26 protein-coding genes are annotated in these 22288 nt (G+C 47.6%); 9 read left to right on the forward strand and 17 right to left on the reverse strand.

Going from position 1 to position 22288, the window contains the following annotated elements:
* The first annotated feature begins 374 nt into the window (after positions 1–374).
* The 3 genes from ACFQPC_RS00005 to ACFQPC_RS00015 all read left to right on the forward strand — a co-directional run bounded on the left by ACFQPC_RS00005 (position 375) and on the right by ACFQPC_RS00015 (position 1825).
* A complete protein-coding gene (locus tag ACFQPC_RS00005; RefSeq protein WP_124573288.1) occupies positions 375–881 on the forward strand; it encodes a peroxiredoxin family protein in 507 nt (168 codons plus the stop codon).
* Positions 882–1007: 126 nt separating this feature from the next.
* Complete coding sequence (locus tag ACFQPC_RS00010) at positions 1008–1454, forward strand: hypothetical protein (protein ID WP_124573290.1); 447 nt, start codon at positions 1008–1010, stop codon at positions 1452–1454.
* Between the two features lie 191 nt (positions 1455–1645).
* Positions 1646–1825, forward strand: a complete 180-nt coding sequence (locus ACFQPC_RS00015; RefSeq protein ID WP_124573291.1) for a hypothetical protein — start codon at positions 1646–1648, stop codon at positions 1823–1825.
* Between the two features lie 185 nt (positions 1826–2010).
* Here the strand turns inward: ACFQPC_RS00015 and argC are convergent, their stop codons facing one another.
* Both argC and ACFQPC_RS00025 read right to left on the reverse strand, forming a co-directional pair.
* Positions 2011–2943 carry an N-acetyl-gamma-glutamyl-phosphate reductase gene (gene argC / locus ACFQPC_RS00020; protein ID WP_124573293.1) on the reverse strand — a complete coding sequence of 311 codons (933 nt, stop codon included), beginning with the start codon at positions 2941–2943 and terminating at the stop codon, positions 2011–2013.
* A gap of 336 nt (positions 2944–3279) precedes the next feature.
* Positions 3280–4029 (reverse strand): sulfite exporter TauE/SafE family protein, encoded by a 750-nt coding sequence (locus ACFQPC_RS00025; protein WP_124574140.1) that lies wholly within the window; start codon positions 4027–4029, stop codon positions 3280–3282.
* 98 nt (positions 4030–4127) lie between these two features.
* Here ACFQPC_RS00025 and ACFQPC_RS00030 point away from each other — a divergent pair, with 98 nt between their 5' ends.
* Positions 4128–5015, forward strand: a complete 888-nt coding sequence (locus ACFQPC_RS00030) for a LysR family transcriptional regulator (RefSeq protein WP_124573294.1) — start codon at positions 4128–4130, stop codon at positions 5013–5015.
* A 163-nt stretch (positions 5016–5178) separates the two neighbouring features.
* Here the strand turns inward: ACFQPC_RS00030 and gor are convergent, their stop codons facing one another.
* The 12 genes from gor to ACFQPC_RS00090 all read right to left on the reverse strand — a co-directional run bounded on the left by gor (position 5179) and on the right by ACFQPC_RS00090 (position 14113).
* Positions 5179–6567, reverse strand: coding sequence for a glutathione-disulfide reductase (gor, locus tag ACFQPC_RS00035; RefSeq protein WP_124573296.1), 1389 nt, complete (start codon positions 6565–6567; stop codon positions 5179–5181).
* A gap of 90 nt (positions 6568–6657) precedes the next feature.
* On the reverse strand, positions 6658–7107 hold the full coding sequence (locus ACFQPC_RS00040; RefSeq protein WP_124573297.1) for a GNAT family N-acetyltransferase: 450 nt from the start codon (positions 7105–7107) through the stop codon (positions 6658–6660).
* 89 nt (positions 7108–7196) lie between these two features.
* On the reverse strand, positions 7197–7667 hold the full coding sequence (locus tag ACFQPC_RS00045; protein ID WP_124574141.1) for a pyridoxamine 5'-phosphate oxidase family protein: 471 nt from the start codon (positions 7665–7667) through the stop codon (positions 7197–7199).
* Complete coding sequence (locus ACFQPC_RS00050) at positions 7664–8287, reverse strand: FMN-dependent NADH-azoreductase (protein ID WP_124573299.1); 624 nt, start codon at positions 8285–8287, stop codon at positions 7664–7666. Before ACFQPC_RS00050 ends, ACFQPC_RS00045 begins: the two co-directional genes overlap by 4 nt.
* Positions 8288–8345: 58 nt before the next feature.
* Positions 8346–9041 (reverse strand): glutathione S-transferase N-terminal domain-containing protein, encoded by a 696-nt coding sequence (locus tag ACFQPC_RS00055; protein WP_124573300.1) that lies wholly within the window; start codon positions 9039–9041, stop codon positions 8346–8348.
* Positions 9042–9065: 24 nt separating this feature from the next.
* The gene (locus ACFQPC_RS00060; RefSeq protein ID WP_124573302.1) at positions 9066–9608 is read right to left on the reverse strand and encodes a carboxymuconolactone decarboxylase family protein; all 543 of its coding nucleotides are present in this window, start codon (positions 9606–9608) and stop codon (positions 9066–9068) included.
* Between the two features lie 41 nt (positions 9609–9649).
* Positions 9650–10360, reverse strand: coding sequence for an SDR family NAD(P)-dependent oxidoreductase (locus ACFQPC_RS00065; RefSeq protein WP_124573304.1), 711 nt, complete (start codon positions 10358–10360; stop codon positions 9650–9652).
* Positions 10361–10478: 118 nt separating this feature from the next.
* The gene (locus tag ACFQPC_RS00070) at positions 10479–11024 is read right to left on the reverse strand and encodes a carboxymuconolactone decarboxylase family protein (protein WP_124574142.1); all 546 of its coding nucleotides are present in this window, start codon (positions 11022–11024) and stop codon (positions 10479–10481) included.
* A 234-nt stretch (positions 11025–11258) separates the two neighbouring features.
* On the reverse strand, positions 11259–12215 hold the full coding sequence (locus ACFQPC_RS00075; RefSeq protein WP_124573306.1) for an AraC family transcriptional regulator: 957 nt from the start codon (positions 12213–12215) through the stop codon (positions 11259–11261).
* Between the two features lie 236 nt (positions 12216–12451).
* Positions 12452–13087, reverse strand: coding sequence for a nitroreductase family protein (locus tag ACFQPC_RS00080; protein WP_124573308.1), 636 nt, complete (start codon positions 13085–13087; stop codon positions 12452–12454).
* Between the two features lie 46 nt (positions 13088–13133).
* A complete protein-coding gene (locus ACFQPC_RS00085; RefSeq protein ID WP_124573309.1) occupies positions 13134–13550 on the reverse strand; it encodes a cupin domain-containing protein in 417 nt (138 codons plus the stop codon).
* Positions 13551–13657: 107 nt separating this feature from the next.
* Positions 13658–14113 carry a DUF3788 domain-containing protein gene (locus tag ACFQPC_RS00090; RefSeq protein WP_124574143.1) on the reverse strand — a complete coding sequence of 152 codons (456 nt, stop codon included), beginning with the start codon at positions 14111–14113 and terminating at the stop codon, positions 13658–13660.
* Between the two features lie 199 nt (positions 14114–14312).
* Here ACFQPC_RS00090 and pdxR point away from each other — a divergent pair, with 199 nt between their 5' ends.
* The gene (pdxR, locus tag ACFQPC_RS00095; RefSeq protein WP_124573311.1) at positions 14313–15722 is read left to right on the forward strand and encodes a MocR-like pyridoxine biosynthesis transcription factor PdxR; all 1410 of its coding nucleotides are present in this window, start codon (positions 14313–14315) and stop codon (positions 15720–15722) included.
* A 50-nt stretch (positions 15723–15772) separates the two neighbouring features.
* Here pdxR and ACFQPC_RS00100 read toward each other — a convergent pair whose 3' ends face one another.
* From ACFQPC_RS00100 to ACFQPC_RS00110, 3 genes are all read right to left on the reverse strand, one after another.
* Positions 15773–16159 (reverse strand): DUF488 domain-containing protein, encoded by a 387-nt coding sequence (locus tag ACFQPC_RS00100; protein ID WP_124573313.1) that lies wholly within the window; start codon positions 16157–16159, stop codon positions 15773–15775.
* A 38-nt stretch (positions 16160–16197) separates the two neighbouring features.
* Positions 16198–16782, reverse strand: coding sequence for a uracil-DNA glycosylase family protein (locus ACFQPC_RS00105; protein ID WP_124573314.1), 585 nt, complete (start codon positions 16780–16782; stop codon positions 16198–16200).
* 168 nt (positions 16783–16950) lie between these two features.
* Positions 16951–17727 carry an alpha/beta hydrolase family protein gene (locus tag ACFQPC_RS00110; RefSeq protein ID WP_124573315.1) on the reverse strand — a complete coding sequence of 259 codons (777 nt, stop codon included), beginning with the start codon at positions 17725–17727 and terminating at the stop codon, positions 16951–16953.
* 303 nt (positions 17728–18030) lie between these two features.
* On the opposite strand from ACFQPC_RS00110, the gene ACFQPC_RS00115 reads away from it, so the two are divergent.
* The 4 genes from ACFQPC_RS00115 to ACFQPC_RS00130 all read left to right on the forward strand — a co-directional run bounded on the left by ACFQPC_RS00115 (position 18031) and on the right by ACFQPC_RS00130 (position 22279).
* Positions 18031–18756, forward strand: a complete 726-nt coding sequence (locus ACFQPC_RS00115; protein WP_124573317.1) for a hypothetical protein — start codon at positions 18031–18033, stop codon at positions 18754–18756.
* A 460-nt stretch (positions 18757–19216) separates the two neighbouring features.
* Complete coding sequence (locus ACFQPC_RS00120; protein WP_382269668.1) at positions 19217–19501, forward strand: helix-turn-helix transcriptional regulator; 285 nt, start codon at positions 19217–19219, stop codon at positions 19499–19501.
* A 13-nt stretch (positions 19502–19514) separates the two neighbouring features.
* On the forward strand, positions 19515–20870 hold the full coding sequence (locus ACFQPC_RS00125) for a DUF3987 domain-containing protein (protein WP_158610224.1): 1356 nt from the start codon (positions 19515–19517) through the stop codon (positions 20868–20870).
* A gap of 257 nt (positions 20871–21127) precedes the next feature.
* The gene (locus tag ACFQPC_RS00130) at positions 21128–22279 is read left to right on the forward strand and encodes a YagK/YfjJ domain-containing protein (protein ID WP_124573319.1); all 1152 of its coding nucleotides are present in this window, start codon (positions 21128–21130) and stop codon (positions 22277–22279) included.
* The last annotated feature ends 9 nt before the right edge of the window (positions 22280–22288 follow it).

The raw sequence follows: 22288 nt of genomic DNA on the forward strand, positions 1-22288 counted from the left end.
TTGCGAGTGCCAAGAAAGACGACGTCTGGACTCAGTTCTACCCACTCCTGGATGATTGAAATTACTTCAAGCAATCACGATCGATCAAGGCGAAATGAGAGAAAGATGTTTCGGCTAAAATCGTTATCGTGATTGCAGTCTTAATCCTTCATCATCCCGTAGCGTTGTAGGCTTTCGCCACACTTACAAGGTAATAACTGAGTTGACGCTGTTTGTTAACCTCTTAAACGCAACACTGAGGTGCGCGAAGTTAATAGCCATGTTTTCCAGATTGCGACGTAGAAGAAAAAATGTGCTTTGCTATGGCTGGTAGGATGCAATTTCGTGTCAGGATTCTATGGTTTCAAAACGGATGTACTGGAATTGGAGTCGATATGCCGATTGGAATAGTAGGAAGTACAGCTCCAGAATTAAAGGTTTCTTATTGGATTGATTCCAATGGAAAGGAGCGTCATCCGTTGAAGCTTGCCGAACTTGGGCCCGATTTCAAAGTACTTTTCTTTTTTCAGAATTGGTGTCCCGGATGTCACACCGACGGATTCCCGCAGCTAAAACGTCTTATTGATCATCTCGAACACAGAGGAGTGGGATTTGCTGCAATTCAAACGGTATTTGAAGGAATGGACACAAATACCAAAGACAAAATTCTTGTGAATCAGCGGCGACATCACTTAAAAATCCCTTTCGGTCATGATGCACCTTTGACCGCTAATCTTTACCCTGCAACTATAGAGGATTATCGAAGTCGGGGGACGCCTTGGTTTGTTCTCATAAATCCTAACAATGTCGTGATTTACAACGATTTTAGATTGAATTTTGAGAAAGCCCTGATGATCATCAAGTCGAGCTCTCCACTTGATGATGGCTCTCCTAGCTTATAGCGGAACGGAGTTCATAGGTTGAGCGGAATGGAAGAATTTTCTGTGGTTATTTCAGACCGTAAAAAGGTGTCTCCTGAATAGAGTGATGGCAGTAACTGACGAGTAAGAAAATTTTGGAGAGTGATCATGATTAACAAAAGTGCGTTACGAGAGTCAATGCTTGTACTGGAAAAAGAAAAATTAGCGTTTTCAGAAAAGGCATACTCAGAGTATCTCGGAAGTGCGAGGCGGAATAGCAGTGAACCGCAAGATCACCATGATTTCTCCATAGAGTTCGCTGACTCAGAAGTAGCGCAAGCATTTGAAACTACCCTTCATAGCCATATAGATGCGATAAGTAAACTAAGAACTATCGATTTTTCTCCAAAAGTCGTGGTCGAAGAAGGCGCAATTATTTTTTTGCGAGATCGCTGGTTTGTTATTGCTGTTGCGACGACGCAATTTGATTGTGATGGAACACCGTTTATGGGCATATCAACCGATGCTCCATTGTTCAAAGCGATGGAAGGAAAAGCGCCTGACGACTGGTTCACATGGAATGGTAAGGAATTTAGAATCAGTGTGGTCGCCTGATATTGATGCACTGATGAGCTAGTAAACACGGGGCAATAATTATTTAATTGCGATGCCTATTTTGGCCGATCTGCTGCTTAAATAGACGCATAACTCAGAAGGGGAAAATGTTATTAGGGGTAAAAGTACGGAATTTTTCTTAGATACGTTAAAGTAAGCTGGTTGTATCTCATATTTACCATGGAGCGATGATGCCTAAAACAGATGAAAATAGTGAGCCACAAAACGATGTGCCTATAAAAAGAAAATTATGGAAAGAAAATTCGGAACCAGCTCCGACGCACCACTGGACTATGGATGAAATAAAGGAAGATGAAAAGCTGCACGGATTGGTCGACGAAGACCACCCGTTTCCGTCCAAAAGTAACTAAGAATTTCCTTTGATTTGATTTATGTCAATTAGGGCGGAGAAGAGGCTGCGGATGTGAATCAAATGCTTCTTGACGGTGATACCGAGATGTATGAAGAACAAGGTGAAATTGCTCGATGCTGACATCGACATTGTCTGGAATGGTCGGCAACTCTTAGCTGTGACTGGCCGACATCAACAAAGAATTTACGATGATCGGAGCATTAAGCGGAGATTCTGAATCGCGGCACCTGAAGCGCCCTTTCCTAAATTATCGAAACACGCGATCAGCACTGCTTGTTCCGATGCAGTGTCACCAAACACAGAAATTTCCAGTGAATTAGTGTTATTGAACCTTTCCGGATTGATGTTCACCGAATCAGCTGCCGTGCCTTCAATCAATGGAGCGACACATACTGCGGTGGAACTCTCATAGTGTTCCGAAAGTATTGCATGCAAATCGTAAGGAGTAGTAGCAACTCGCGATGCCCATAGCGGTAGTGGTATTTGTACCAGCATTCCTTGGCGAAAGGTGCCGACCGCGGGTATAAATAAAGGCGGGCGAGAAAGCCCGGAGTGTTGTTGCATTTCTCTCAAGTGTTTATGTTGAAAATTCAGACCGTAAGGACGAAACGCCGGCCTCTTTTCTGAGGGATCTTCATAGGAAGCGATCATCGCTTTGCCGCCCCCGCTGTATCCGCTGATCGCATTGACCGTTATTGGCGTGTCCGGCGCAAGTAAGCCTTTTTGAATTAAAGGACTCAAAAGTGCAATCACACCTGTGGCATAGCAGCCAGGGTTCGACACCCGACGAGCTTGAGCGATACGACTTGCTTGTTCTGGGTGCATTTCCGGAAAACCATAAACCCACCCAGAAGCTACACGGTGAGCAGAACTGGCATCCAATACACGTACGTTATCGTTTTTGATCCAAGATACTGCATCTTTCGCTGCGTCGTCTGGCAGGCATAAGATCGCCACATCGACATCATTGAGAAGTTGTCGACGCACGTGTTCTTTTTTACGATCAAACTCGTCGATTGAGATGATATCGATATCATCGTCGTTGGCAAGCAATTGGTGAATTTGGAGGCCGGTTGTTCCAGCCTGCCCATCTATGAATATCCTGGGTTTTTTCATGACGACTCAGTTAATTTTCTATCGAGAAATCGTAAATATATAGTGTAATTTCGGAAGTCAGGTTCTCTACGGCGAAATGATTGGAAGAAAATCAAACAGATATCATTTTAGCGAGTTCGATATAACGTGTCCTTGGAATTGAGACTGAGTTATCAAATCAAAGTTCTGGCTATGATTAAGACAGAAGCGATAAAGTCACACAAGCAAAATGCAGACATTGAAACATATTAGTATTGACTTATGATGCCCGATTTTGATTTGCCTAATGCTCTAGATTCGAACGGATAGGAATAGCGATACGGCTCATGGTGAAAGCCTTCGTTAGGCAGTTATAACTTAAGAAAACGGACGTAGCGTAAGTTCAAGGCCCAAGATCACGAGGAAGAGAAGAAAGCAGTGACGGAATGTTTTCGGACTGATCTTTTGCCGAACAATCGCGCCTAACCACATTCCGATAAGAGCGGGAAAGACGGCCAATAACGACAGGCTGAGCTGATCAAGTCGGAACGCACCTTGGGTGAAGAGTCCTCCTGCGAGAGCAACCGTAGAGACGGTGAATGAAAGGCCGAGGGCCTGGACTAGTTCATCTTTCTGAAGTCCTAGGGCCTGCACATAAGGCACGGCCGGAAGAGTGAAGACGCCGGTGGCACCAGTTAACAATCCGGTAACAATGCCGATAAGAGGCGAGAGCCAGGATTCTAAACGTTTTGGAATCGAGAGCGTCGGTAAGAACAGGGCAGTGATGGCATAGGCGATCAGGGCAAGTCCTAGAGCACGCCCCGACAAGATGGGGTCAACGATTACCAATAGTCGCGCGCCCAAAAGTGTACCAATCACGATGCAGAGCATCATTGCCCACAGTCGGCGCAAGAGGCGAAATGTGTCACGCCCAGCCAACATTTGCCACACATTAGTCACGAACGACGGAATGATTAAGATTGCTGCTGCTGTCAGCGGTGACATAGTTGCCCCTAGGACCCCCATAGCGACCGTGGGTAATCCCATTCCACTCACGCCTTTAACGATACCGGCTCCTAGAAACGTGGCAAATAGTATGCAAATCAATTCAAGGTTCAAAGTATTCATGGTGTGCATTACATATCCAGTCAGAAGCTGGCACAATGCGGTTTTTCCGATGCCGCCTTCGGATTTGCCGAAGGGAAGTTGTTTTTTTTGGGGGGGGTATGAGATTCGATCTCACGGATCTACGCTTGTTCATTTGTGTCGTTGATGCAGGCAGCATTACGGCTGGGGCCAGACAAGCTAATCTCGCATTGGCTTCAGTCAGCGAGCGTATTAGTAATATTGAATCGGATGCCGGTGTCGCTCTACTTGTAAGAAGTCGAACGGGTGTGATAACCACCGAGGCGGGAGAAGCCCTGGCGCATCATGCGCGTCTCATACTCAAGCAACATGGCCTCTTACAAGGAGAGTTACGTGATTTCGGTGCCGGCGCGCGTGGTACGTTGCTGTTGTATGCGAACACTGCAGCGTTGACAGATTTTTTGCCGAAGAGGCTAGCACCCTGGCTGGCGCAACGTCCCCGCTTAAACATCGATTTGAAGGAACGGACGAGTACGGAAATTGTGAAGATGATCAGTTCAGGATTGGTAGAGGCGGGTGTGATATCGGATGCGATAGACTCCACAGGTCTCATAATTCAACCGGTCGCCAGCGATCATCTCGTCCTGATTGTTCCTCTAATGCATCGTCTCGCAGGATTGAAGGCGACCCACTTTGCCGACGTCACAGGTGAACAATTCATTGGCCTAGAGGTTGGGAGTGCGCTTCAGAACCATATCGACGAACACGCGACCGAATTAGGGAAAACCCTAGCTTTCCGTATTCGTATGAAGAACTTCGAGGATGTATGTCAGATGGTATCGCAAGGAGTGGGGGTGGCGATTGTTCCGTATGGAGCCGCAAGGCGTTTTAGAAGTCGATATCCACTCAAAACTCTCAGGATTAGCGATGATTGGGCTCGCAGGCAACTCTGTCTGTGTTTTCAGCAATGGCACAAGTTATCTTCACCAATGCAAAGCCTACTGACGCATCTCGGCGGCGGAGCGTAGATAATTGGCAGTCTCAGCTGATTATTGGAGAAGAAAAAATTGGTATGTCATTTTCCAAGTCAACAAATTCTTGTGCGTTAAAGTCGAGAACCGTTGCGTTGGAAATCATATTAGGCGCTAATGAACGCATCATTTTCGTAACAGTGTTAGCGTGACATAAAAATTAAACGCGTTCAGAATTTTGGATGCGATAGCTCGGTTTATACATGGTCACGAGTTCTTCCGCAGCAGTGGGATGAACAGCCATAGTACGATCGAAATCCTCTTTCGTGACGCCTGCCTTTAGAGCAACACCAAGTAGTTGGACCATCTCGCCAGCGTCATGTCCAAGTATATGCGCACCCAGAACTTTTCGACTTACCGCATCAACTATGAGTTTCATGATCGTTTTTTCCACACGACCGGAAAGCGTCGCCTTCATCGGACGAAATTCGGCACGATAGACCTCTAGTTCGGGATAGCGTTTTGTAGCCTCTTCTTCAGATAGCCCCACTGTTCCAATTTCCGGCTGCGAGAATACGGCAGTGGCGATCACGTCGTGATCAGGAGCAGTTGGATTGTTTCTATACTCGGTTTCGATGAAACACATGGCTTCATGGATCGCAACCGGTGTAAGTTGTACTCGATCAGTGACATCTCCTAGTGCGTAAATATTGGTGACGTTGGTGCGAGAATACTTGTCCACAATGATTGCGCCGCGCTCATTAATCTTGACGCCGGCAGCCTGCAGGCCGAGTTCTTGAGTGTTTGGGTTGCGACCAAGTGCCAGCATGACGGAATCTACGGCTATCGATTTTCCGTCCATTGTTTTTGCCATGAGACCCCCTTCAGGAGTTTTCGTAACGTTCTCTATAACGTCGGATAGTACAATGTGGATACCTTTTTCAGTCATTGCTTTGTGCAGACCATGACGAAGGTCTCGGTCGAAACGTGACAGAATTTCTTTTCCACGATAGATTAGTGTTACATGTACACCAAGGCCATGGAAGATATTGGCAAATTCGACGGCGATATAGCCGCCACCGGCAATCAGGATTGATCGAGGCAACTCTGGAAGGTCGAAAGCTTCATTGGACGAAATACAGAGTTCATGGCCAGGTAGAGAGGTATGTGGGTTTGGTGTGCCGCCGGTGGCGACGATGATCTTTTCTGCAGTTACCGTCTCTCCAGTTCTTAAAAAACGAATAGTGTGGGCATTGATCAACTCTGCGCGACTTTCAATGATCTCAACACCATTGTTCTCAAGGCCATGACGATAAAGACCTTCGAGTCGGGTAATTTCTTTATCTTTGCCAGCGATTAGCTTCCTCCAATTGAACGTATTTTTACCGACTTCCCATCCGTAACCTATAGCATCCTCGAAATGCTCATGAAATTGAGAAGCATAGACGAAGAGTTTCTTAGGTACGCAGCCTCGGATGACGCAGGTTCCCCCGAGCCTATGTTCTTCGGCAATTGCAACTCGCTTGCCGAGTGACGCAGCGAGTCGGGCCGCCCGCACTCCACCCGATCCACCGCCAATTACAAATAAATCATAGTCAAAGGTAGTCATGTAATCTTCCCGGAAATTAAACTTTTAACGAATGAGTAACTTATTAGACACTAAGGTCGAAAATTAAAGTACTGACCGCACATTAGCGTGTCAGGTAAATAGTTTTTGATAGTGGATGAACCCTGAACGATTAGCGATGCGGTCGTATAGTTGTCTGGCGTTATGATTGTATTCGTGTGTCAGCCAATACACACGAGATACTCCGCGGCTTTTCGCGTTTGCATAGACATGTTCGATCAAAGCGCGGCCGACGCCATTGCCACGCCCATCGGCTGCAACGAAAAGATCTTGAAGATAGCAGTCATCACTCGTTGCCCAAGTCGAGCGATGATAAATAAAATGCACTAGTCCCACCGCTTGTCCATCCACCATGGCCAACGCCGCATGTATCGGTTCGAGCGGATCTAAGAAACGAATCCAAGTCTTGTGTGTCACAGAATCAGGGATATCCACTTCATAAAATCGCTGATAGCTTTTCCACAGAGGAAGCCAAATTTCAAAATCGTCGTTTTTAATGTCCTTGATTTCGACTGGTTGCATGGAATGTTCCTAAAATTTAGGTGTTCGCTGCGGTATGGAGCGGGTACGTGGACGTTATGAGTCGGTTGTTGTTCTTCGTGCACCGGCGTCTATGGACCGACGAACTTCACACCGTACTTGTGATAGTAGGTGTTCTTGATTTCTTCCTGACTTCGATGAGGATCAGCAAAAACATGCGCTGGCGACAACAACGGGGTGATCAAGGTTGTCTCTATTCTGACAACATGATCGACAGGATATTCTGGGCCGTTCGTCGCCCGAACCCAATCGGCAATCATTGAAAATTCGTTGTGATTTGACGGCAGTACCGATGCTCGACCTTTGAATCGATAGCCTCGTCTCTGGAAAATATCAACTACATTAATTTCGACGGCGGGATTACGCTTCAAATTCTCTATCGTGCGAGGTGAAGCGATATCGGCGAAGTAGAGAGCACCATCTCTGACTGTCAAAGATGCTTTCGGTGAAAGATTGGGTGTTCCATCTTCGTTGACTGTCGCGACAAATGACAGCATCGCCTGTTTGATGATTATCTCAACGTCGGCATTAATTTCAATCATAGACATGGGACATTTCCTATGACTGTTAGGTCGATTTTTGCGAGTGCTTTTTCTCTCGCTAGTTTGGCTTGTTCTTGGTCGAGAAAGGCAGTGGCTTGCACGGAGAGAAATTGTAGAGATTTAAGTCCAATGCAGTCCAGCACTGCCGACAGATACGGAGTTAGAAAATCAGGCTGGTTAGCTCGATCGCCCGTAAAGACGCCGCCGGAAGCAATTCCGACAAAAACTGGGCGATTCCGGAGCATTCCCACCTTCCCCGTTGGAGTGGACTTGAATGTTCGGCCGGCGCGAAGAATTTGATCAATCCAAGCCTTGAGGACCGACGGAACGGTTAAATTGTTCATTGGTGTTCCAATGACAATCACATCCGCTGTTTCAACTTCTTGAATAAGAGTTTCGGACAGATCCAGTGAGCCTTTCAGCGGAGCCGCCAAAGTGCCTGGTGACGATAGGGTAGTTGCATAATCGGATGACGCGTGGGGTAGAGGGGTTGAGGCAAAGTCTCGACGGCTGATACGCGCGTTAGGAACGATCTCAAGAAGTTTTTTGACGATTGCTGCCGAAAGTTGGCGACTGTGTGATTCTGGGCGCGGGCTGCAATCTATGTGGAGGATGTTCATGCGAACGATCCCAACTGCTTTACAGAGTTGATCAGGACTATATTCATAATTGCTCTCCTTAGTTAGTCGCCGTTACTTCGAGTCCGCGTTGCACTGCCGGGCGTGCTAGGCCACGGGTAAACCATGCTTGTACATGATGAAAACGGTCGAACTCGACGAGTTCGCGCGCTTCGTAAAAGCCGATAAGGTTGCGTACCCAGCCGAGCAATGAAATATCGGCGATGCTGTAAGTTCCCATCACCCAGTCGCGGTCTGCGAGTCGATTGTCAAGGACACTGAGTAGCCGTGCTGATTCGTTTACGTAACGGTCGCGCGGACGTTTGTCCTCATAAGCTTTGCCGGCGAACTTATTGAAGAACCCGACCTGGCCGAACATTGGTCCAACTCCGCCCATTTGCCACATCACCCACTGAATCGTTTCGTAGCGGGTGTTTGGGTCACTCGAAATTAATTGTCCGGTCTTGTCTGCAAGGTATAAGAGAATAGCTCCCGATTCAAACAGCGCGAGTGGTTTACCGCTTGGCCCCTCAGGGTCGTAGATTGCGGGAATCTTACCGTTGGGGTTGAGTGAGAGAAAGGCCGGGTCGTGACTTTCGTTTGCTGCGATGTCGATTCGGTGCGGTTCATAGGCGAGGCCTGTTTCTTCGAGCATAATTCCGACTTTCACCCCATTTGGTGTCGGCAAGGAAAAGAGTTGAAGCCGATCGGGATATTGTGCTGGCCATCGTTTAAAAATTGGATGATCGAGTATCATTTTCTCTCCTAAATTTGTCAGCGTTCAGATTGAACCAGCTAGCGGAACGGCTGGATAATCTTTTTCAGGATCAAACACGTTGTTGAAAAAGTTGGTTAGAGAGAACATCGCCACCATTGAAATTATTTCCATAATGTTCGCATCCGTGTAGCCGGCATCGCGCACCGCTTGCACGTCAGAGTCGTTAACTTGGCCGCGAGTCTCAATGACTTTACGTGCAAATTGGACTGCTGCATCGCGCTTCGGGTCGCTGGAATGTCCCTTTCGAGCGAGAATAATTTCATCGGCAGGAAGTTTAGCTAAATTGGCTGCATAGGTATGAACCGCTAGACAATAATTACAACCATTCACCTCGGAAACAATGAGACTGATTGCTTCACGCGTCTTCATGTCGAGTGCCTTGTTTAAGGAACTGCGGAAGGCAGCCCATGCGTTGAATGCGATTGGACTCTGCGCAAAGCTCGCCAGCATATTTGGAGTAAAGCCGAGACTCTTGCTGAATGCATCGAGAGTTGGTTTCGACTCCGGCGGCACTTGTTCTGGCTTTAGAGCAGTAGTTCTTGGCATGGTAATCTTTCTAAAATTATCGGTTTATTTAATGGAGTATTTCAGTGGCCAGCACTTTGTCCACCGTCAACGTGCAGAATTTCTCCCGTGATGAACGGTGCGGAGTCGAGAAAGAGAATGGCATCGGTGATATCGTTAGTTTCACCTAAGCGTCCAATAGGGTTGTAAGTTCCCAGGGCTTCGTGAATTTCGGTTGGATGCATCGGCGTCTTTATGTTTCCCGGAGCAACGGCATTCACTCGAATACCTTTCTTTGCATATTCGATTGCGAGTGATTTCGTCGCAGCATTGATGCCGCCCTTCGATAAAGCCGCCAAAGCCGAGTAAACGCCGCTGATCGCTACTTGGTCGATACTAGCTGTGATGCTCACCACGTGACCACTCGAATGCTTTTCCATTTCCTGAATCGCAAGTTGCGTGATGTGATAAAAACCTGCCATGTTCACATTCATTACGGAAGCGTAATCTTCTGCTGTGTGCTCAGTAAAAGGTTTTCCGATATAAATGCCGGCGTTGTTCACCAACGTGTCAATTCGACCAAACCGTGCGACACCTTCGGAAATAACACGTTGAGCAGTTGTAGGATTGCCTATGTCGCCGATTACGTTCAAAATGTTCTCGTCATCCGATGGTTTGATCGAACGTGAGGTTGCGATGACGCGGTAATCGAGTTTTCGAAATGCCTTTACGACTTCAGCGCCGATACCACGCGATGCACCTGTGACGACAACTACCTTCTGTGACTTATTCATTCCTTGCCCCTGATAATATTATTTCTCGTCAATGTCCATCGCCGGCATACACGAAAACTCCGACGCGTTCCTGAGATATCTCTTTGGATGCATCCGGGTTTTCGCATCATGCATGAGCTTAGATTGAGCCAGCTGGTGTAACGGCCGGGAAGTCTTTCTCGGGATCGAATACATTATTAATAAAGTTCGTCAGGGAATACATAGCCACTAGCGCAACAATCTCCATAATATTTGCATCTGTGTAACCAGCATCGCGGACGGCTTGTATATCGGCGTCACTAACTTGGCCGCGCGCCTTGGTAACTTTCTGTGCAAACTGAATAACTGCGTCCCGTTTCAGATCAGTAGCATGGCCCTTTCGAGCGAGAATGATTTCATCGGCCGGCATCTTTGCCATATGCTCAGCTGTATAGCTGTGAACTGTCAGGCAGTAGTTGCAACCATTTATTTCGGAGACAACTAGGCCAATGCTGTCACGAGTTTTTACGTCAAGCGCCTTACTCAAAGAGCCAAGCAGAGTGGCCCATGCGTTGAAAGCAATGGGACTTTGCGCGAAAGTCGCCATCATGTTGGGGGTAAAACCGATATTCTTGGTGAACATATCGAGAGTTGGTTTCGAAGCAGCTGGCACTTGGTCTGGCGTTAAAGCAATAGTTCTGGTCATCATGATCTCCATAAGTAAAGTAGGCAGTGGTTTTACTAATTTGGGAAATTCCTCTTAGAATCTTCCCTTCGGTTAGTGACTCTACTTTAGGCCTGCTAGGTACAAATTTCGAGACGACCTTGGCTCAATAAAATGCTCAAAAAGATCAACATAAAGAAATAATTCATCGACTGATCGCGAAAGGAAATGGTGCGACTAGCATCTCATTCAGCCCGCAGATTGAAAGCGAAGACATTACTTGACTTCGTGTGATAGGCGTCGACATTGCCCGGGGGTCATTCCCATTTTTTCAGTGAACACCCTCCGAAATGCTGCCACGGATCGATAACCGACCGCGTCGGCCACAGCCTCGGTGGTCATTCCAGGTTTCTTAAGTTCATTAGCGGCCATGCTCATCCGGATTTCCGTCAGAAGTTCTATCGCCGAACGCCCCAGTTTGTCTTGAAAGTGCCGCACAAAAGTAGCGCGTGACATGTTGCACAAGTCGGCAAGATCAGGAAGATTCCAAGGGCGTGCCGGACTAGCGAACATTGCTGAAATGGCTGGGGTCAATCTGGAATGGCCGGCAAGCGTTAGTAGGCCAGACGGTGCCTGATCTGATTCACTCGCCGCGCGTAGTGCTAGTGTGAATAGTGCCGAAGTTAGTGAGTTGAGGATTGCACATCCTCCCGGTTTATCGCTGGCAGACTCCACACGCATTAGTCCTACGAGATTGGCTAGGTGGTTGGAAGCGGACTTGATGTCTCCCCCACGGTGGCCGTCGATGGCACGCACAATCAAAGTCGCGGGTAGATAATCACGAACCAACCGATCATGAGGCGGTTCGATGAAGAATCGCCCGCACAGCATGTCTAGATGCTCACCCGGACTGTCATTCTCGCTGAGTCTCCATCCCGCAGAACCCTGTCGATTGTGTGTGGCGCTCGGGGGATGTCCGCTGCCATCATGCAGCACATGCGCAGACCCGTGAGGCAACAGCACAATATCGCCGGCCACTAGTTCCTTGTTCGTTTTCGTGTCCGGATCCTCAATAATAGCCCGACCATTGAGCACCACGTGATAGGGGATTTCATGAGCTGCAGATTGTGGCCAAGCCACACGCCATGGTGCACCATACGTGCAGTGGACCTCCAGCTTGCCGGTGACGGTAATTATTTGCAGGAGGCGGCTGAGCCAATCGACTTGGGACATAGAATCTCGGAAACTTAAAACGTTGATTGCGATTGCACATTGGTTGTGAGCACCCCGGTGTTCAATGCGCGAGCCGACCGTACACATAGTGTCTGACATCTTTCATGGAAGAAATCGAGCACATACGAAAAACCCGGAGGGATTTCCAAGACTGCTTCCTGGGCCCCTCCGGGCTTTGGTGTTACGTTTACCTTACTTCTAGATCCCTCGAAAGGGGTATTGTGACTGGGTTAAGTTTAGATCAAATTTAGTACTTCTGTAACTGGACGGCGTGGTTTCTGCGCCCAGTTTCCGGCACGCTCAACCCCAACGGACAATAACATGACTGGCACTTCGTTTTTGGTCAGACCGAATTCGCGGTGCACCCCATCGGCATCGAAGCCTATCATCGGCGTCGAACCCAATCCGAGCGAACGGGCCGCATAGATCATCGCCGCCGCGCCAAAGGTGCCGGTGCGCATGGCCTCGTCACGTTGACGCTGCGGTTGGTCCATGTAAAGACCACGCGCAGGGTTTTCCCATTCCGGTACCATCGTTGCAGGCATGACACCAGCTTTCACCAATGGAGCTAAGCGTTCAGGTATTACGCTGGAATCGGCTAACTGGCCACAGATGATAAAGGTAACAGCTGCTTCGGTAATCGGGGGTTGACCCCAAGCAATCGGGCTCAGCCGAGCCTTGGCTTCGCGTGTGCGCACCGCGATGAAGCGCCAGTTCTGCATGTGAAAGGATGTTGGTGCTGTAGTACCGATTCGCACGAGTTCATAGATTTGCTCATCGCTTAAGGTGGCGTCAGGGTCGTAATATTTGGCAGCGGTGCGACTCAAAATACATTCGATGACAGGATTGCTCGTGGTGATTCCGTTGATCATGATTATTCCTAGGGACAAAAGAGTATGTTGAGGTATAAGAAAATGCTTACTTTGCTGGTTTGGTCAGTTCTTTGTCATTGCTATCAACGATGAATATGGCCAATAGCTTTGCTGCTTTGGTTTTGCTCGCATTTCGGCTAATAGAATGGCTCGCACCAGGCGGTTCAGACCAGCTCTCACCAGCACGGTATACGCGAACTTCACCATCGTTGACTTTTGATTCGATCGCACCTGATACCACGTACGCGTATATGAAAGCGGACTTTGCGTGCATGTGGGGTAACGAGGCTGCACCCGGTGGATACTTAACCTCTACAGCGACCAGTGATTTACCGGGTAGATTTGGAATCGTTTGTTCAAAATTCAGCTTCACAATTTCACTGCCATCATGCGCTACGACATCACTACTAATGAAGATTGTAATTGCCGCGCATAGCGCAATCAGAATCGGATGAATGATCATGTGTGGATGTCTCATATTGCCCTTGAAATTTTGTGCAGCAACGTGCAAATATTCTGTACCATCAATGGTATTAATAAAAGAACCAAGATTCGCTATTTTTGTGTGTACTAAGAAATGGCGAGTGGAGGGCGCTTCATACTGACTAGTTCCATCACATCATGAAGATCATTTGCAGATGAGATAGCAACTGTCATCCATTTCCCATCAGGGTATGTTCGGGCTTGATCGTAGAACTTAACCAATTGAGGGCTCCAGGCATAACGCCGCTCCTCAAACTTCTCTCGCTCTGCTCTTCCCAAGACCACCAGAACTGAAAATAGTTTGTATCCCGGTATTAATGTGCAGAACGCCTTGGTCTTCTTGTAGCGCAGGGACCAACCGCGGTTTTTACCGCCATGGAGCCAATCCGGTGTGAAAACATTGGGATAGGATGCTTCGATCCAGCTTCGCAGCTGGTTCCAATGCTCGAACGCCTCCAGCCCGATCCAGTTTCGGATCATGTTTTCATCTGGCGGTGCCGATTTGTCTATGATTCTGTCGCCGATTTGAGACTGCTGCTCGATGTTGCTTTCCTCACGCCTCACATTGATTTCTCTGGTGGACCTAGCACCTGCTTTTCCTGGAGACGAACTTTTCCGCGTGGGTGGGGTCTCGAGCGTCATGTTGACCTTAGGATTATGTGGGTTAATATGAAAATATTTTGTACCATCAATGGTATGAATAAAAGAACCAAGATTCCCAATTTTTGTGTGTACTAAGGATATGATTTCAAACCTGAAAATTCAAATCGATCGGACTGCAAAGTTATCTCTATCCGAACAAATTTGTGTGAGCATTCGGCGGGCAATAGAGTCGGGACTTCTTGCGCCTGGCACTCGATTGCCCTCGTGGCAAGCTCTAGCTGCACAACTTGGTGTGGCTCGCGGTACTGTTCAAGCGGCGTATGAACGATTATCAGACTCTCAGATGATCGAAACATTTGGAGCAAAAGGTACCCGCGTAGCACCACGACCCCTAGTAACTGCGATGAAACCCGAAGTGCCTCAGCCTGGAGCTTTTATAAAAAACTATCTGGAGATGATGGCCGGACCAGCGATCTTTCAACTCGGTATTCCAACGATGGAAGGGTTTCCGGAACAGCTTTTCGCTCGTGCCCGCTCTTCCAATTTACTGAAGACTGGATCTTTCTCATCGATGGTCTATCCTGACCCTAGGGGGGAGTTCGAGCTGCGGAGAGAAGTTGCAGGCTATCTCTCCATTTCTAGAAATTTTCACTGTTTTCCAGAGCAGGTGTTTATCACTTCGGGATACAGCTCCGGCTTAGGCCTTGTACTGCGAGTGTTAGGTTTGGACCATAGGAAGGTTTGGATGGAAGAGCCTGGTTTTTTCCTCACTCGAAAGGGATTAGAACTTGCTCGCTTGAATATTGTCCCGGTACCTGTAGACGCAGAAGGCCTCAACGTAGACTACGGAATCGAGAACGCCGCGGACGCAGCGTTGGTCGTGGTAACGCCTGGTCAACAGGCTCCATTGGGCACTACTCTGTCTTTGAGGAGACGGCTTCAATTACTTGAATGGGCAACCGCGAATGATGCCTGGATCGTCGAAGATGACTATCTCAGCGAACTTCAACTAGAAGGCAGGCCCGCGCCCGCCTTAGCGTCTTTGGATGAGGGGAAAAGAGTTATTCACGTAGGTTCTTTTAGCAAAACTATTAGTCCGGGACTGCGACTTGGATTTGTCGTGGTGCCAGCTGAACAGACTGCTGCGTTCTCCGAGGTTGCTACAACACTTGCCCCTGCGCCATCACCCGTAACTCAACTCGCTACTGCTCAATTTATGCGTGATGGTCACTACATTCAGCGCGTACGTCGACTCAAGCGTTTATATTCTGCCCAGAGTAACGCGCTATGCGAGCAGTTACGCATGCGTGACGCCGAGTGGATTAAGGCCGGCTTGGCGGTACTCCTCAGACTACCCGAGGGAGCCCCCGACGTGCAGATTGTTCGGGATGCGAGGAGCATTGGTATCGCACCATCGCCGTTATCTGCTTGGTTCGCGACTCCATCCAGAGCCTTACCTGGTCTTTTGCTTGGGGTTGCCTCTGCACCTGAATCGTACGTTGCTAAATCGTGTCGCCAATTGTTCGAGATCATCGACCGATATTGCTAGCAAACCACTGTTTGAGTGGGTATTTATCGATCCAAAATAGAATAATGATTCTATCTTAGATGTAATTTTGACATGACTTCGCGCAAAACTACTGCCTGATTATGTTGCTCATCTTTAGCGCCGTAGACAAGCGTTATTGGCCGGCCAGCAGCATTCACGAGTAGTAATTGCATCTGCCGTAATTTTTCTACCTCAGTTAGTTCACTTCTATAGCGCTGTTTGAAAACTTCCCAATGTTGCGGATCGTGCGCGAACCATTTTCGCAATTCGTCGGTCGGCGCAAGTTCACGTGCCCAATGATCAAGTTTCAGCGATTCTTTGCTACGGCCGCGAGGCCAGAGACGGTCAACCAGAACTCGATAGCCATCATCTTCGGAAGGATCCTCATATGCTCGACGAATCGAAATCATTGAATGTTTATTACCTAGGTTCGACATTTCAGTTCCTCATTGACTGGGCCTGATAAAGCGACTATCTAATCCAAACGTTTTTTTACTGTCTCACGCAAGACTGGTAAAAGTTTACTCTCGAACCAGGGATTACGGGCCATCCAACTAACGCAGCGCCATGACGGATGCGGTAATGGGAAAAATGTGGGAAGAAAAGAGGAGAATGCTTTAACTCTATCTGTTTGTAATCGAGGCGCTGTCCACGGCAAATAACGCGCTTGCGCATAACTTCCAATTAACAATGTCAAACGATCGGATGGGAGTTGCGCCAAAATTTTGTCATGCCATAACGGCGCACATTCAGGTCGTGGAGGTAGGTCGCCAGTTTTTCCTTTACCTGGGTAGCAAAATCCCATTGGCATGATGGCGACTTTCTCTGGATTGTAAAAATCTTGTGATGATATGCCAAGCCATTCCCGCAAACGCGCACCGCTTTGATCGTCCCACGGAATACCGCTGGCATGCACTTTCGTACCTGGTGCTTGTGAGATGATCAAAATCTGCGCCGTTCTGCTGAACTGCACCACCGGACGGGGACCTAAGGGTAAATTTGGTACGCAGTTAGTACAAGCAGCAATTTCTTCATGTAGTTTTTTTATACTTTGTACCATTTTTTCTTGGCTGGAAATTTCTGTTTTCGAAAAATTGCGGTGTTCACTGACAGAGTCGGATTTTGGTCCACAGAACTAGTCTTCTACTCACTTGAGTATGCGGAACTACATTTTAAGCCTGGGTCAGTTCTCGATGAAAATCAATAATCCACTTATCGGTAATACGACTTAGCTTGCATTACCTTTCAACGATAGATAACGGGATGACCATGCAGTAATTAGATCAGCTACATAGTCGGCATCCCGGCGTTGCGTCAGTAAATGATCTGCATCGTCCAACGAAATAAAACTCTTAGGATGCTTGGCCGCTGCAAAGATACGTGAAGCATTCTCGACATATACCGTATCGTCACCTGGCGCATGCATCACCAATAGTGGACGTTTCAAGGTCGCGATGTGCGAGTGCAAGTCGTTTTCTCGCAACGCATTGATCAGATCTTTGCGAACAAAAAAGGGACGACCAGCTAGGTGGACTTCGGCCTCGCCATCGGCTTCGATTTTTTCTAAAGCAGCAGGGTCGAATTGATGCAGAACGTGTTTTAAATCGTATGGCGAACCGATCGTTACGACCGCGCGGATATTTGGCATCATGCCTGCTGCCATTAAAGATGCTGCACCGCCCAGACTATGACCGATCAGCAAAGAAGGTTCCTTATCAGCTGCAGTCATTGCCTGACCTGCGGCGACCAGGTCCGCCACATCTGCAGCAAAAGTCGAATCACCGAATTTGCCCTGGCTCGCACCCAATCCGGCAAAGTCAAAACGCAACACACCTACACCAAGCGCTCCCAAAGCGCGTGTTGTTCGAGTAGCCGCTAGACTGTCTTTTCCACACGTAAAGCAATGTGCAAAAATCGCCCAAGCATGCGGTGCTTCTGGTCCTTCAATGCGGCCAGATAGCCGATAGCCTTTAGGTCCTTTAAAATCAAATACCTGTGACGCCATGATCATCCTTTAGTATGTAATTCAAACTTGAGCAATCGATGCCCATACTACTTGATTTTTTCGGACACTTGTAAGTGAACATATATAGGTTCAAGCTTTCGGCTTGGTTAAAGACCGAGGCGGCTACGTCGCGTAAGCAACGACGGACTTTGAAAAAGACGCACATCGATCTATGTGCATTGGGATTTGATGGGTCGTATGACCGGGTCTCAGCCTTCGCAAGGCGATGGAAGGTGGATCAGTTTTCGGTAACAATAATTTATGAGCAACAGGCCGTTTTGACTAAAAGACGAACAATATCAGATGGAAAATATGGAAAATATGGAGTGGCTACTCGACTTGCAGGATGACTCCAGCAACGAACGGTGGTTTGATGCCGCTGTGCAGATCAAGTATGAATATCAGCGGATATTACGAGAAAATTTTGATTCAGATGTCGCCAGTCTTCAGGCATATCTGCATCGAGTGGCTCAACTTGGTGCACTTCCTGGTTGGCCTAGACAGTATTGGACGGAAGAAAGCTTCGATGAGCAGGCATTTGTAGAGTTGATCGATACTTATCCTCTAGCCTCCGAAATTCTGACGGATAGCGATGGCGTGTATCGCGAAAATATGGTGTGTTTTTGTAGCGAATTATTGAGAGCTAAACTCGCACTCAAGACTGGTCTAAGGGAAAAAGCATGGTGGCATTTGTCTCGTGCCAGTTTTTATGACGGGCAAGCACAGGGGTATTACCTAAGGGTAAAGCCAGCGGAGGATAAACGGAGGAGCGGGAAAAAAGGCGGGATATCTAAAGAGAAAAATAAGCGGCAAGCGGTTCGGAATGCTTGTATGCAACATCTAAAAAATGATTGTCCCCTAGGGGGGTGGAGCTCTACGAGTGTCGCTATCGCTGCCGTAGCTCCAAAGGTCGAAAAAATGATTAGAAAACAACGCGAAGAAGTCGATGTCCATGAGCTTCTTTACGCTTGGTTGAACGGTGACCTAGAAGTCCAACAAGCAGGTGGTTTCAAAATGCCATGCGCATGATTGCGGTATGGTCGAGCGGTATACGACATTAGCCGATTGAGTAACGTCTCTGATGCGTGCGTTAGCATGCGTTAGTGCAACGTCGAATCTCCATCAAGCACGGCATGATTACATTTCGCCTGCGCGTTCCCACGACGCTGTAGGTCCCTCGTCGGACGTTCCGTGAGTGCCCGACTTCCTGCTATCAATCTTGTCGTTCTGGCGAATCATGAACTCGGGTAGTTTTTGTAAATTCGTTTAGTGACCTCGGGCCAGGCGCGCACGTAATTCTTGCGACGATCTATTTCCTCCTACTATCGCCACACATTAATTTCATATCGCTCGACTCGCGTAGTTGCCGATCACATCGTTTCCTAAATGAAGAAGGTAATTTTTTACAGGTGCTAGGTATCGCGAATTTGGCCCTAATCCTTAATCATTCGTCGAGCTGCAATTCGCAGCGTTCAAAAAAGGATTAGCTATGTACAGAACGACACCGGTAGATACCATTTCGACAACTAAGACCAACTCCAATAGCATGATTACGTCGGGCAACGTCGCTTTATTTTCATCTCAAAAAGATAATTCACTGCGCATCCTGCGCATGAAGCAACTGATTGAGCGCACACAATTATCGCGCTCGACTTTGTACTGGCTTATTGTGAACGACCCAACTTTTCCTCGCAAAATCAAATTGTCTGTACGTACCGTTGGTTATTGCGAATTTTCGGTTGATGCCTGGATTGCATCGCGCATCGCGGCATAGTCGGAGAGAAAAAATGACTAATTTAACTATGTCATTGAAGCATATGGCTACGTATCCTTTTGGGCAGCCACTGGGTGGACTTTTGATGCCTCAGGCGTCATTGTCTCCCCCCGATCTAATGCCTTTCCCTAGCCATTATTATCCGGATGAATTGGGCCAAATGATGAAGCAATTGTGCGGCAGTGGTGCCATCCCGCCTGAACTTGTTGGTACGCAATTAGCTATTTTTTGCGCTTTGGCCGCTCAAGGGGTTGCTGATGTCGCATGGCCAAACGAACAGCCTATGCCTGTCGGCATTAGCGCTGTAATGGGTGTGGGTGCCTCCACTGGCAAGAGTTTTATCGAAAAAATACTCAAGGCTCCCTTCAGCCCCTATCGAGAAGTTCATACGGATGCCAGCGGTGAAAAATACGGTTTCTTGATCGAGGATGCTTCGCGTGAATCTCTGATTGATAGCATGCGTGAATGGCCGGTAGCCGGCTTGATAACGGATGAAGCGGGCATGCTCAAGCCATTACTGCGCCATGCTCACACATTGGCAAAATTGTCAGATGGCTCTTCGTTGCATCACGCACGCAAGGCCACAGGCAGAACTCAGGTGAAGGATCCCCGCCTGGTGATGTTGCTGATGGAGCAGCCTGACTTGTTCCAAGAAACAAAAATCAAGTTAGGTGCAAAAAAGGGTGGCGTCGGGTTGATCAATCGTTGTTTTGTGGTGTCGATACCGCACAAGCTGTCCGAGGGTACATACGATGACGTAAAACTCTCACACGATATGACTGTTTGGTATGAGAAAAAAGTAACCGAGTTGATGGACGCTAGCATTTTCTATCTGAAAGGTGAGACAGCGAAGCGCCCAATACTTAAATTAAGCAATGATGCCCTTCGTCATTTTAAAGGATTGAGTCAGCACGCGAGCAAACAATGCTTGCCTGGTTCGGATTGGTTCTTCATTTCGGAGTATATCGGTCGTCATGCTGAACGTGTCCTGCGATTGGCGGCGATTTTTCATGTCTTCATGCATGGTACTAGCGGCGAAATATCTCTCGATACTTTGTTACGCGCTGAGGGCTTGGGTAACTGGTATATAGAGTCGTTTGCGCAGATCGCCTACGAACCGCCAAAGACGACTCAGGCCGAAGATGATGCTGACAAGCTCGCGGATTGTTTTTACCAATTTTTCTACCAGACCCGGTATTTACAGTTCCCCATGTCTGATCTTCGACATACGGCATTATCAATTGGCCTTACGCCTACTCGTGTTACTCGAGCGCTGGCTACTCTTGGTGAGCAAGGGCGCATTCGTGTCTTCGTACACCTCAAAAAGCCTTGGGTTGAGTTGAACGCATCACGCTTCCCTCAATACTGATCATCAGACTGTTTGCCATGAATGCATTGACATGCATTCATGCGCTTTTATGCCCTGTCGTATCGGAATAACTAAGCATATCGACCATCTTGCAGAAACATCGGTGAGGGTGGCGGCTCGGATTTCCGTGAATGCAGTTTCATGGATGTTTTCTGAAGCGCTGAATTCTGGTTATTAGTGAGATATGCGTTGGTACAAGTGGTTATCCATGCCTCAGATAGCGATAGGGATCAATACCAATATTTGAAGAAATTTATATGAATGCCAATATTAATTTATACACCTTGAAAGCTACCAACGGTACGAACTACATCATGCCCTATGCCTTAGGTGATATCCACCAGTTGATGAGTTTTATGGGTCTGGTCATCAATAGTCAAGTGTTGATGGGTAGTGCGAGTAGTAACAGAAGATATGCCCGCGAACTTAAGAAAACGAGGCTTCATCTCCATATGAAGTGTCTACCTGAATATATTCAGCTTTATTCAAAGAACTACTATTTTTCACCATTGCTTGATTTCTTCTTCGAGCAATATCGTATTCATCCGATCCATGAATGCCTAACGCTTGATGAGTTTGATTCAGACGACATCGATATATTTAATAACTTCATTTCGACAATGCGCCAGCACGCAACAGAGGTAAAGCTAAAGAAAAAGGTGGCTGATTGGCTAAGCAAAAGCAAGAAGAATCAAAAAAGCCTTATGGCGTTTGAAAACAAGTTGTTTAAAAAGAATGCGCGATTGATGGTGATTCGCTTGGATTTTAACTATCACAAGGCTGAGTTTTCGCCAGCCGAAATCGAAGAACTATGTACGCAGAATGCTGCATTGAAAGAGCGTGACCTATCCGACTATTGGGCTGGGGATGACCTTTCAGAAAAACGAGTCATGAAAGGGCGTATTGCGTTAGAAGAGGTTCAGCGTGACCGGAAGCATTTATTCGGAAACATGAAAGGCAAGCCTTCTTTATTTGAGCATCTGGTCGGCTATGCGTGGCGTATTGAATGCGGGCATGAGGCCGGCTATCACTTGCACGTCATGTTTTTCTTTGATGGTTCATATGTCCAGAAGCATGAATATCTCGCTCAAGAAATTGGCGAATACTGGCGTGATGTCATCACGAAAGGCCGTGGCTACTTTGAAAGCTGTAACAGGAACAAGACAAAGTACGGTGGTTACTGGGCGCTTGGCACAATCAATCACTGGGAAGTTGCGAGACGGAATAACTTGAAAGCTGCGATGCAATATTTTTGCAAGACGAATCAGATCGTTCAGGTGGTTCCGTATCGTGGATGCCATCTTTTTGGAACTGGGTTTGCTCGTCGTGACCGTGGAAAGGGAAATCATAGTGGCCGGCCTCGCACGCGTGGCGACTCACCCACACCAAACCAAGGCTCGGCTCTGTGATTTTTTATA

The sequence above is a fragment of the Herminiimonas glaciei genome (assembly GCF_042664955.1).
Taxonomy (GTDB): Bacteria; Pseudomonadota; Gammaproteobacteria; order Burkholderiales; family Burkholderiaceae_D; genus Oxalicibacterium; species Oxalicibacterium glaciei.